The organism is Kitasatospora sp. NPDC056184 (genome assembly GCF_042268405.1).
Classification (GTDB): Bacteria; Actinomycetota; Actinomycetes; order Streptomycetales; family Streptomycetaceae; genus Kitasatospora.
The window spans coordinates 317,339-328,489 of sequence record NZ_JBHJUI010000004.1 but is presented as its reverse complement, the minus strand read 5'-3'; the positions used below and the strand labels follow the sequence as shown (position 1 = coordinate 328,489).

The following is an 11,151-nucleotide window of genomic DNA, read 5'->3' as shown; positions in this document are numbered from 1 at the left end:
TCCGGTCCCGGCGGGCCGCCGGGTGCGGGCGGGCCCTCCGGGGAGCCGCCGAAGCCCTGGTGGCGCGACCGCCGGAAGGCCGCGCTGCTGGCTCTCCTGGCCCTGATGGCGGCGGGGGCGACGGTGCTGATCGTCAACACCGCCGGCGGCGGAGGAGGACACGAGGAGACCGTGCCCACCGCCAACGAGGTCGCGCTGCAGAGTCCGCAGGACCCGGGCCCGGCGCCGTTCACCCAGACGGTGGAGACCCAGGCGATGCAGGCCACGGTCACCACCCCGGCCCCGACGACGGCCCCGGCCACCGCCCACACGCCGGCCCACACCGGGCCCGCCGCCACCCCGACGGGCGGTGCCGCGGCCACCGCGCCCGCCACCGCCGCCCTGCACGCCGTCGAGGGGACGTCGGCGGGCGTGTACGGGGGCACCATGAGCCAGCCGAGCTGCGACGTGGAGCGGCTGGTCTCGATGACCTCGACCGGTGACACCGGCCGGGCCTGGGCGTCGGCGGAGGGCATCGAGCAGTCCGCCCTCCCGGGCTACCTGCGCTCGTTGACCTCGGCGTACCTGCGGGTGGACACCCGGGTCACCAGCCACGGCTACAAGGGCGGCGCGGCCGTCGGGTACCAGGCCGTGCTGGCGGCCGGCACCGCGGTGATGGTGGACACGCAGGGCGTGCCGCGGGTGCGGTGCAGCTGCGGCAACCCGCTGAAGCCGCCGACGCTGGTCTCCGAGGCCAAGTACACCGGCAAGGCCTGGACGGGCTTCCAGCCGAGCACGCTGGTCGTCCTGACCCCCGCGCCGCAGCCGGTGACCGCGATCGTGCTGGTGAACGTCACCACCGGCGGCTGGTTCACCCGGGCGACGGGGAAGGCCGAGATCGTCGACCGTCCGGCCCCGGCGCCGACCGGCCCGCTGGCGCCCGGCGTCCCGCCCCCCTCGATCTGGAAGCCGGCCCCGAAGGGGGCCTCGGTGTCGGCCTCCGCCTCGCCCTCGGCCTCGGGCAGCACCTCGACCTCGTGGTCGCCGACCGGCCCGACCACCACGTCGACGAGTCCGTACAGCGAATCGGCGACGGCCTCCACCCCGGGCACGACGTCGCCGGGCCCGAGCACACCTGGGCAGACCACACCGGGCCAGACCACGCCGGGCGCCACGACGAGCACCCCCAGCGGGCCGACCACCCCCGCCCCGACCACCCCCGTTCCGACGACCCCCGCCGAAACCACCGCGGTGACGCCGACGGTGACCGCGACGAGCACCCCGGCCGTCACCACGACGACCGCCGAGTCGGCCCCCGGCACGACCACCGCGGCGGGTACGGCCACCGCCACCCCCGCGACCACCACCTCCGTCGAAACACCCGCGACGGCCCCCGGAACCCCCGGCTGAGCCGATCCGAACAGTGGGAGGACCCATGCTCCGCTCTCGCCCCAAGCGCTCGGCCCTCGGCCTGGCCGGCGCCCTCACCGCCGCGCTGACGGCGTTCGCCGGCGCCCACCCGGCCGAGGCCGCGGCCGCCGCCCAGGCCGCACCGGTCCTGGTCGCGCCACCCGCACCGCCGTCCTCGCCCCAGGGTCCGCCCGCCGCGCCCGCCGCCGTCTCGCCGACCGTCTCGCCGTCGGCCCCCTTCGGACACGTCCCGGCCGACAGCGACTACCAGTGCGCCCCCGGCAACCTCTGCGCCCTGGTCTGGGACCCGACGGCCGGCGACTACAAGATCTTCTACCTCCGCTCCTGCGCCCGGTACAGCCTCGGCGGCTGGTACGGCCAGGGGTTCTACGCCGACAACCAGACCAGCGGCACGAGGTCGTACTTCTACGACGCGAACGGCGGCGTGCTGAAGTCCTTCACGTCCGACGGCGGCGCCAACCACACCCAGGACTGGACGCCCGTCTGGTCCATCCGGAACTGCTGACGCCCCGCCTCCCCCGACACGCCCCGTGCACCGCCCCGGTGCACGGGGCGCCGTCGCGCCGTCAGGGCAGCAGCACCTCGGTGTCGTCCGGCCCCAGCACCCGGCCGTCGGCGGCCCGGACCTCCACCCGGGCGACCGGCGCACCGCCGGCGCGGTCCACCAGCCGGGCCCGCGGCTCGTCGTCCGCGAAGAAGTACCGCTCGCCCCACTGGCGCAGCGCGGTGACGACGGGGAAGAGCGCCCGCCCCTTCTCGGTGAGCACGTACTCCTGGTAGGGGCTGCCGTCGGCGGCCGGGGCCAGTTCGAAGACGCCGTTGGCGACCAGGGTGGCGAGCCGGGCGGAGAGGATGTTCTTCGCCAGGCCGAGGTTCTTCTGGAACTGCCCGAAGCGGCGCAGCCCGTCGAAGGCGTCACGGACGATCAGCAGCGTCCATCCGTCGCCGAGGACGTCCAGCGGCCGGGCGACCGGGCAGGCCGACTCCTCGTGCGAGGTGCGTTTCGGCACGCGCCCCTCTCCTCTCACCTGCGGTTCCGCGCTCCGACGGGAGCGGGTTTCACCTTGCAACCCTAGCGCGCCGGGTTCGGGACGCCTTGCGGTTGCTTAATGAAACCCCGCCGTGCGAGGGTAGCGCGGTAGCACTTTGCAACCACGATGCCCCGAAGGAGCCCTCCGCCGTGCCCTCCCCCGTGGTCCCGTCCGATCCGGTCGACGCCGCAGCCACCACGACCGCAGCCGCCACGACCGCGGCCCCCGCCGTCACCGCCACCGTCACCGGCCGCCGGCTCTCCCCCGCCGTCGCCTGGCTGTTCTCCGTCGCGAGCGGTCTGGCCGTCGCCAACGTCTACTACGCCCAGCCCCTGCTCGACCTCATCGCCGACGACCTCGGCATCGGCCGCGCCACGGTCGGCCTGGTCGGCACCCTCACCCAGGTCGGGTACGCCGTCGGCCTGGTGCTGCTGGTCCCGCTCGGCGACCACCTCGACCGCCGGGTGCTGATCACCGCCCAGCTCGGCCTCTCCGTCGCGGCGCTCGCCGCCGTGGCCGTCGCCCCCTCGGCGCCGCTGATGCTGCTCGCCATGGCGGCGGTCGGGGTGCTCGCCGTGGTCGCCCAGGTGATGGTCGCCCACGCGGCCTCGCTCGCCGGGCCCGCCGACCGGGGCCGCGTCGTCGGCACCGTCACCAGCGGCATCGTGATCGGCATCCTGCTCGCCCGCACCGTCGCCGGCACCATCGGCGACCTCGCCGGCTGGCGCGCCGTCTACGTCGTCTCCGCCGTCGCCACCGGCGCCATGGCCGTCGTCCTCGCCGTCGCCGTCCCGGCCGAGACGCGCCGCCGACCGGAACGCCTCCGCTACCCGCGACTCGTCGGCTCGGTGTTCACCCTCTTCGCCGAGGAGCCCGTGCTCCGGGTCCGCGCCGGACTCGCGCTGCTCGTCTTCACCGCCATCACCGTGCTGCTCACGCCGATGGTGCTGCCGCTCGCCGCTCCGCCGTTCGACCTCAGCCACACCGAGATCGGGCTCTTCGGCCTGGCCGGCGCCGCCGGCGCGCTCGGGGCCGGGTACGCCGGCCGGCAGGCCGACCGGGGACGGGCCCGGCGCACCCTGGCGGTCGGGCTGACCGCCATGCTCGTCTCCTGGCCGCTCGCCGCGCTGCTGCCGCACTCGGTGTGGTGGCTGGTGCTCGCGATGGTGGTGGTCGACTACGGCCTGCAGTCCGTGCACGTGGTCAACCAGCACCTGCTGTACCTGGTCCGGCCCGAGGCGCGGAGCCGGCTGACCGCCGGGTACATGCTCTTCTACTCGATCGGCAGCGCGCTCGGCGCGATCCTCTCCACCGTGGTGTACGAGCTGGGCGGCTGGACGGCGGTCTGCCTGCTGGGCGGCGGCGTCAGCCTGCTCACGCTCGCCTTCTGGTGGGCCACCGATCGCGGCGCCACCGCGCGCGCCGTCAGCCGGTGACCGCCAACTCGGCCACCACCGCGCGGTGGTCGGTGCCGCGCACGGCGTGCTCCGCCACCGACACCGCGCGCAGCGCCTCCCCGTGCAGCACGTGGTCGATCTGGATCACCGGCCACAGGCCCGGGACGGAGGTGCTGGACTGCGGCCAGGTCGGCGCGACCCCGCGCCCCAGCTCGGCGTGGCTGTCCGTGAGACCGGTGTCGAGCAGCGCGCGCATCGGCGCGTGATCGAGGGTCGCGTTGAAGTCCCCCAGCAGGACGGCGTTGCGGCCGGCGCCGGCCACCGCCGCCCGCAGCCCGTCGAAGTCCTCCGCCCAGCGGCCGGCGTCGCCCAGCGGGTAGTAGGTGTGCACGGCCGTCAGCCGGACGGTGCGTCCGCCGACCACGACCTCCGCCGCCACCTCGTCCCGGGCCGCCTGCGAGGCCGCACCGTCCAGCGGGGCCAGCGGCAGCCGGGAGAAGAGCACGGTGTCCCGGCCCGGCCGCAGCTCCCGGTAGGGCAGCACCTCGGCGATCCCCGCCCGGTCCAGCCTTTCGGCCGCGCCCGGACCGAACTCCTCCATCGCCAGCACGTCGACCCGCTGCTCGCGCACCAGCCGGACGAGCTCGGCCGCGTCGGCCCGGCCCTTGAAGGCGTTGCTCGTCGCGACCCGCAGCCGCGGCGCGTCGGCCGCCGGAGCGCCCTCGCCGTCCGGCACCAATCTCGGTACCAGCCAGAGGAGTTGCACCGCCACCAGGACACCGGCCAGCGCCGCGGGCCACCACGAGCGCAGCGCCAGCAGCACACCGAGCGCGACCACGCCGGCCACCGCCGCGTACGGCAGCCCCACCACGGCGAGGGCCAGCCACGTCCCGTCGTCCCACCCGCCCAGGCGGACGGCCACCAGCGCCGCCGACCCGGCCAGCACCGCCCCGCACACCCCCAGCAGCACCCGCCGCCCCCACACCCGCCAGCCCGCGCGGCCCACCCGCTCCCCCGTCCGTCACTCCGGTCCCCCGTCTCCCGGGCCAAGACGCCGGAACCCTGACGGTGGTTCCGCGCCCGGGCCGGACCGGGGGCCGCGCGGCGGGACAGGGCGCGGCGGGACAGGGCAGGGCAGGACAGGGCAGGGCGCCGGGCCCGGGGCGGCTTCCGCCCACCCGGGCCCGGCGCCGGATCGTCAGACGAGCGCCAGGCTGATCTGGTCGTTGAAGACCACCCAGTGCTGACCGGGGTCACTGGCGTCGCACGGCTTGGTGGAGATGTTCGGGGTGCCCCAGGCGTTGGCGAGGCAGTAGGCCGGGGCGAAGGTGAGGCTGATCGTCTGGCCGGACACGGTCCAGTACTGGCCCCGGTCGGTGGTGTCGCACGGCTTGGTCGAGACGTCCGGGGTCCCCCAGGCGTTGGCGAAACAGTACGCCCGCGCGTTGCTGAGGGAGATCTGCTCGCCCGAGAGGGTCCAGTGCTGGCCGTTGTCGTTGGTGTCGCACGCCTTGGTCGAGACGTTCGGCGTCCCCCAGGCGTTGGCGAGACAGTAGAGGCCGGGGGTGCGCTGGGCCGCGTGTGCGGAGGCCATGCCCACCTCGGCGGCGGGGAGGAAGGAGGCCGTCAGCGCGAGCGTGGCAACGGCGAGCGTCTTGCGGAGGGCGAGTGCCATGGAGCGGATTCCGTTCTCAGTGCGGGGCCGTGCGCATCCGCACACGGCCATGAGGGGCTTCGTCCGCCCGGGCCCGAGCGCAAGGACATTGGTAGCACCGATCGTTCTCGAACCGAAGGAACGGTGCCCCGCATTCATCCGTACGGCAACGCCCGGTCAGTCCACACAGGGGATGCCGCCGGCCTTGACCGCCGGGCCCTGCATCGGGAGGTCGGGCGTCGGCTCGTCGGCGGGCGTCCCCGTGGCGGCCGTGGCGGCCGTGGCCGACGGGACGGGTGTCCGGGTGGCGGCGAGGGTGACGACGACGTGGCCGGCCGGGGCCGCGGCGGAGCCGGTGGCGGCGGTGGCCGTGACGCCGTAGCGGGCCGCGAGCTGCTCCGCGTCGGCCTTCGCGCCGGCGCCGTAGACGACCGTCGCCGCCTTGGCCCGCCCGGCGGTCGCCGACTCGGTCACCCTGCCCGTCGGGAAGCCGAGTTCGGCGAGCGCCTTCGACTCCGCGGCCGCGGCCTCCGCGCTCGCGCCGCGGACGTCCACGACGGAGCGCGCCTTGGCCGGGGTGGCGGCGGGCGCGGCGGAGGGGGTCCCGGTCGGCGCGGATCCGGTCGGCGCGGGCGCGTCGGGCGCGGCCGGCGGCGGGGGCTCGTGCCCGAACAGCTGCTTGACGATGCGCTTGATCTGGTCCGGGTCGACCGTGTTGACCTCCTGGCCGCCGATCGTCTTGAACCCGGTGATCGGCAGCGTGTTGAACTCGACGTTGCCGCCGGTCAGGTTGGGCGCCTGCTGGGCGAAGTCCAGCACGTTCCAGCGGTCGTCGATGACCACGTCCTTCTTCACCACGTCGAACAGCCGCTGGAGCCGGCCCAGGTCGCCGACCACGCCCTCCTGCTTGAGCTTGTACACGACCGAGGAGATGAAGGCCTGCTGCCGGTGGGTCCGGTCCAGGTCGCCGTTCTTCAGGTGGTGGCGCTGGCGGACGAACGACAGCGCCTGCCGGGCGTCGAGCGAGCTGACGCCCGCCGGGAGCTTGAGCCCGGTGCCGCCGCCCTCGTGGGTCGCCGTCCGGGCCACGATCGGGTCGTCGACCGGGTTGTTGAGGCAGACCTGGATCGGCTCGACGGCCTTGGCGATGTCGTAGAAGCCGATCAGGTTCACCTCCGCGAAGTGGTCGATGGGGATGTCGAGGAAGGCCTGCACGGTCTGGAGCGTCGCGGCCCGCCCGGCCTCGCGGCTCTGGCGCTCCAGCTCGGCCGTGGACAGCCCCTTGCCGCCCAGCTTCGCCTCGGCGGCCTCCTTGGCGATCCCGTACGCCTCTTTGATCTTGTGCATCTTCCCGTCCGCACCGACGGTCTGCACGTAGTCGTCGCGCGGGACGGACAGCGCCGTCACCCTGCCGCCGTTGGCCGGTATGTGCAGGACGATCAGCGCGTTGGTGTTGTAGCCGCCGATCTCGCTGGAGCCGGCGTGCAGCTCCTCCTCGACGAACTCCTTGGGGAGGTCGTTGCCGTCCATGTCCTTGCGGCTGTCGAGGCCGATGAGCAGCAGGTTGACGGACTTGTCGAGGTGCGGCGGCGCGTTCTTCCGGGCCTCTGTGAGGGCGGCCGACTTGACCATGCCGCTGTCGAGCTGCCGGTACTCGTACCAGGTGAAGCCGCTGGCGCCGAGGACGGCCACCGAGACGGTGCCGGCGAGGGCGCGGCCGGCGACGGTCAGCGGCCTGGTACGGGGCTCAGCCACGGTGGCTCCTCCGGTCGGGGGTCGGGGCGGCGGGCGGCGGGATGGCGGGCGTCGGGGTCGCGCCGGTCGGCGAGGCCGGCGTCGGGGCCGGGGCCTTCGTCTCACGGGTCGCGGTGCGAGCGGTGCGGACGGTGCGAGCGGTCCGAGCGGTCCGAGCGGTCCGGCGCCGGTCGGCCGCGGGCCGGTCCGGGCGGGCGCGCCGGTCGAGGAGCACCCGCCCGAGGACGACCAGCAGCGCGACCGCCACCGCCGCCGCCATCACCGGGAAGGCGCCGACCACCCAGCGCACCGCCGCCGAGGCGAGCGCCTTGCCCCGGAGGTCGTCGCGGTCGGCGCGGTAGGCGGCGCCGGCCCGGGCGGCCAGCACGACGGGCGGCGCGGCGATGACGACCCACCAGCGCCCGGCGCGTCCGCAGAGCGCCGCGGCGGTGCCGGTGCCGAGGACGGCGCCGGCCGCGAACAGCGGTCCGCCGCCGGGCCCGGCCAGTTCGCCGGCCACCGCTCCGGCCGACGGCAGTCCCACCGCGGCCAGCAGCACCGGCAGCGAGCCGCCGCGCCGCCGGGCCCCGGCGCGACGGTCGGCCGTGCGGCGGTCGGCGGCCCGGCCGTCGGCGGCGCGGCGCGGGGGCGGCACGGTCGCCGCGCCGGGACGCGGTGCCGCCTCCCGGTCCGAGGTTCTCGCTCGTCGCCCGGCCATGCCCCACACCCCTTCCGGGTACCCGCCAGCTAACTTCTACAATGCTGTAGAACAAGCCAGGAGCATACAAACCCGCCCCCGCAAAGTCATCCCGGCGAGCCCCCGCTCCCGGAAACCGCCAGGTCAGCGGCGGCTAGGATGGCCACGAACCGCGCCGGACGAACAGAAGGACCATCATGTTCGAGAACCTCAAGAACCTCGCCGACAAGGCCACCGACCTCGCCCGCGAGCACGGCGGCGCCATCACCCAGGGCCTGGACAAGGTCGCCGACGTCATCGACGACAAGACGGACGGCAAGTACAGCGGCCAGATCGACACCGCCGCCGACAAGGCCAAGGACTTCATCAACGGCCTCGACGAGTCCAAGTAGCGCCCGCGCGGCGGTGCCCCGGGACGCCCCGGGGCACCGGGGGCGATCAGGCGGTGGCGGCCGGCCGGGCCGCCCAGCACGACCGCCAGGCGAGCGCGTCCGCGACCCCCTCGGCGATGGTCCGGCGCGGCGTCCAGCCGAGCAGCTCGCGCGCGGCCGTCACGTCGCTGTAGCAGCCGAGGACGTCGCCGGGCCGGGGCTCGGCCTCCCGGACGTCCAGCGTCGCGCCGACCACCCGCTCGAAGGCGGTGACCAGCTCGCGGACGGTGGTGCCGTCACCCGTCCCGATGTTGACGACGCGGTAGCGCTCCGCGGCCCCGGGCCCGACCACCTCGTCGAACCGGACCAGCGCGGCGACATGGGCCTCGGCCACGTCCTGGACGTGGATGTAGTCGCGGATGCCCGAGCCGTCCCGGGTCTCCCACCCGACCCCGGTGATGGTGAACGGCTCGCCGTTGGTGTGCGCCTCGATCAACTTACCCAGCGCGTGGGTCGGTTGGAGGTCCTGCAGCCCGGTGCGCAGCTGCGGGTCGGCGCCGATCGGATTGAAGTACCGCAGCGTGATGACCCGCGTCCGGTCGGCTCCGTCGCCGTGCGTCCAGTCCTGGAGCACCTGCTCCATCATCTGCTTGGTGCGCGCGTACGGGCTGTTCGCCTCGACCGGGCAGGACTCGTCGACGCGGCCGGTCGGGGTGGGCCGGTAGATCGAGGCGGAGCTGCTGAAGACCACCCGGGTACAGCCGTTGCGCTGGAGCGACTCCAGCAGCTCCACGGTCTTGCCGACGTTCTCGCGGTAGTAGAACAGCGGTCGGGAGACCGACTCGGGGACGACGATCCGGGCGGCGCAGTGCACGGTCGCGTCGATGTCGGGATGCTCAGCGAAGATCCGGTCGACCAGCTCCGGGTCCGCGATGTCCCCCCGGTAGAACACCCGGCCCTCGACGAACTCGGGCCGGCCCTTGGAGAGGTCGTCGAGGACGACCGGAGTGATGCCCGCGTCCAGCAGGGCCGACGCCACGGTGCTTCCGATGTAGCCCGCTCCGCCGGTGATCAGTACCTTCCGCATGATCGGACGCTCCTTTCCCTCGGGCGGGCGCCCGGTGGCGCCCGTCGGGGTGGGGGACGGTCGGTTCGCACCCGGCGGTTCCCCGGCGGGCCGGCCCGCCGCAGCGCCGGGGGCGGATCGGGTGCAGGTCAGGTGCGGCGCGACCGTTCAGGAACGGCGGGCGCGGCGGCGCAGCCGGAGGCCGACGGCGACCAGGGCGACGGCCACGGCGGCCGTACCGACGGCGGCCCAGGCGGCGGCGTCGAAAGCGTCGGAGGCCTCCGTCGCCGCCTCGGCCTTCGGGGTCGCGGCCGCCGCGGTGGGGGCGGTCTCGTGCCGGGCGGCCGACTCCAGCACCGCACCGAGGCCCAGGGCGCCCGCGAGCAGTCCGGCCGCGATCGCGACCGCGACCACGGCCAGCGCCCTTCTCCCGCCCGCGCACCGACGCCCTCCGCGCGGTCGGCGGCGGAGCTCCGCACTCCGGTGGCCCATCGGACGTCCCCTTCTCCTCGTAGGGCGGTCGGGACGCCGCCCGGGGCGGTGTCCTGACCTTCCGGCATCCCGGAGACCGGAGCGGACGGAGGGGATAACAGAAACCCCTTGCGACCTTCGCGCAGCGGCTCGGCCGCGGATCGGCGGCGCACAGCGGGCGCGCAGCGGGCGCGCAGGCCTCGGCGGGGGCGCGCGTTCACGGCGGCGGGGGCGCGCACCGGGTGATGCAGCTACCGAGCGCGGGGCGGACGAACCGCGGCAGCGCCGGGAACGGGCGCGGGAAGGCGGGCAGCGGGCACACAGCGGCGCCGGGGAGCGTACTCGGGGGGTGTACGCTCCCCGGCAGGGGGTGGTGGCGGCCACCGCATCGGTCGTCCGGGGGGCCGGACACCGATTGCCGTGACCGGAATGCTAGACCTGCGCGCAGGTCGTGACCAGAGCTCTGACCAGCTAAATTCCCGTCCAGGACATGCCACTTGACCCCCAGGAACCGCTCCGGCCCCGCCCGGCCCGACGGTCCGTCGACCACCGGGCGGGTGTCCGTCCGGCCCGCACCGGACCGCGGACCGACGAAGCGTCACGGGCGCCCGACCACCCTCGGCACGCCTCCCCGTGCGCCCTCGCGCGCCCAGCCGCCTCCCGACCCCGGCGCACGCCGAGCGGCCGGATCCGGACGGTCGGGGGAAGCGCCAGCCGCCACGCCCGGCCCGCCCCACGCACCCCGTGCGCCTCGTGCGCCCCGCGCGTCCGGGGTTCCACCGTTCGCCGTGCCACCGTTCGGGGCGCGCTCCGGGGTGCGCCCCGAGGTGCGTTCAGGCCGCGACGTCGAGCCGCTGGACGGCGAGGCGGGGGGCGCCGTGCCGGTGCAGGCCGGCGAGGCCCGTGGCGAGCCGCTGCGGGTCCCCGGTCAGCCAGAACCGCAAGGCGGCGGCCAGGGCCGCGCTCGCCGGGCCGATCCGCAGCCCGCTGACGGCGGCGATCCGCTCGCCGACCAGCGGCAGCAGGTCGGCGACCGGCGCGGGCAGCCAGAGGGTCACCGCGCACGGGGCGGGCCGGGCCAGCACCCGCAGCAGCCGCGCCGTCCCCGGATCCCCCGGCACGGCGGGCACCGCGGGCACGGCGGGCACGGCGGACAGGACCGGTCGCACGGGCAGGACGTGCAGGCCCGGGATGACGTCCAGGAGACCGTCCACGACCACGTCCGACACGTCGGTGCCGTGGCCGCGCGCGAGTTCGCGCAGCAGGGCCCGCTCGGCAGCCGTGATTCTGACGGTCAGCATGACTTCTTCGCAGTCCATG

The 11,151-nt window shown here is 75.4% G+C and carries 12 protein-coding genes; 4 read left to right on the top strand and 8 right to left on the bottom strand.

Annotated elements, in window-relative coordinates; translation table 11 throughout:
• Positions 1 to 105: 105 nt before the first annotated feature.
• A complete protein-coding gene (locus ACFC0B_RS11405; RefSeq protein ID WP_376084894.1) occupies positions 106 to 1,389 on the top strand; it encodes a DUF6777 domain-containing protein in 1,284 nt (427 codons plus the stop codon).
• 25 nt (positions 1,390 to 1,414) lie between these two features.
• Positions 1,415 to 1,915, top strand: a complete 501-nt coding sequence (locus ACFC0B_RS11400; protein WP_376084892.1) for a hypothetical protein — start codon at positions 1,415 to 1,417, stop codon at positions 1,913 to 1,915.
• Positions 1,916 to 1,976: 61 nt separating this feature from the next.
• Here ACFC0B_RS11400 and ACFC0B_RS11395 read toward each other — a convergent pair whose 3' ends face one another.
• Positions 1,977 to 2,420: a winged helix-turn-helix transcriptional regulator gene (locus ACFC0B_RS11395; RefSeq protein ID WP_376084890.1), complete on the bottom strand. Its 444-nt coding sequence runs from the start codon at positions 2,418 to 2,420 to the stop codon at positions 1,977 to 1,979.
• A 170-nt stretch (positions 2,421 to 2,590) separates the two neighbouring features.
• Between ACFC0B_RS11395 and ACFC0B_RS11390 the strand changes: the two genes are divergently transcribed.
• On the top strand, positions 2,591 to 3,877 hold the full coding sequence (locus tag ACFC0B_RS11390; protein WP_376084888.1) for an MFS transporter: 1,287 nt from the start codon (positions 2,591 to 2,593) through the stop codon (positions 3,875 to 3,877).
• Here ACFC0B_RS11390 and ACFC0B_RS11385 read toward each other — a convergent pair.
• From ACFC0B_RS11385 to ACFC0B_RS11370, 4 genes are all read right to left on the bottom strand, one after another.
• Positions 3,867 to 4,844, bottom strand: a complete 978-nt coding sequence (locus ACFC0B_RS11385) for an endonuclease/exonuclease/phosphatase family protein (protein ID WP_376084886.1) — start codon at positions 4,842 to 4,844, stop codon at positions 3,867 to 3,869. The genes ACFC0B_RS11390 and ACFC0B_RS11385 overlap by 11 nt on opposite strands.
• A gap of 192 nt (positions 4,845 to 5,036) precedes the next feature.
• Positions 5,037 to 5,513 (bottom strand): ricin-type beta-trefoil lectin domain protein, encoded by a 477-nt coding sequence (locus tag ACFC0B_RS11380; RefSeq protein ID WP_376084884.1) that lies wholly within the window; start codon positions 5,511 to 5,513, stop codon positions 5,037 to 5,039.
• 156 nt (positions 5,514 to 5,669) lie between these two features.
• Entirely contained in the window at positions 5,670 to 7,247 is a 1,578-nt protein-coding gene (locus tag ACFC0B_RS11375; protein WP_376084882.1) for an LCP family protein, read from the bottom strand.
• Positions 7,240 to 7,944 carry a DUF6542 domain-containing protein gene (locus tag ACFC0B_RS11370; protein ID WP_376084880.1) on the bottom strand — a complete coding sequence of 235 codons (705 nt, stop codon included), beginning with the start codon at positions 7,942 to 7,944 and terminating at the stop codon, positions 7,240 to 7,242. Before ACFC0B_RS11370 ends, ACFC0B_RS11375 begins: the two co-directional genes overlap by 8 nt.
• A 176-nt stretch (positions 7,945 to 8,120) precedes the next feature.
• Between ACFC0B_RS11370 and ACFC0B_RS11365 the strand changes: the two genes are divergently transcribed.
• Positions 8,121 to 8,315: an antitoxin gene (locus ACFC0B_RS11365; protein ID WP_376084878.1), complete on the top strand. Its 195-nt coding sequence runs from the start codon at positions 8,121 to 8,123 to the stop codon at positions 8,313 to 8,315.
• A 46-nt stretch (positions 8,316 to 8,361) separates the two neighbouring features.
• On the opposite strand, the gene galE is transcribed toward ACFC0B_RS11365, so the two are convergent.
• The 3 genes from galE to ACFC0B_RS11350 all read right to left on the bottom strand — a co-directional run bounded on the left by galE (position 8,362) and on the right by ACFC0B_RS11350 (position 11,132).
• Positions 8,362 to 9,381, bottom strand: coding sequence for a UDP-glucose 4-epimerase GalE (gene galE / locus ACFC0B_RS11360; RefSeq protein ID WP_376084876.1), 1,020 nt, complete (start codon positions 9,379 to 9,381; stop codon positions 8,362 to 8,364).
• Positions 9,382 to 9,528: 147 nt separating this feature from the next.
• A complete protein-coding gene (locus ACFC0B_RS11355; RefSeq protein ID WP_376084874.1) occupies positions 9,529 to 9,774 on the bottom strand; it encodes a hypothetical protein in 246 nt (81 codons plus the stop codon).
• 890 nt (positions 9,775 to 10,664) lie between these two features.
• Positions 10,665 to 11,132: a hypothetical protein gene (locus tag ACFC0B_RS11350; RefSeq protein ID WP_376084872.1), complete on the bottom strand. Its 468-nt coding sequence runs from the start codon at positions 11,130 to 11,132 to the stop codon at positions 10,665 to 10,667.
• Positions 11,133 to 11,151 lie beyond the last annotated feature (19 nt).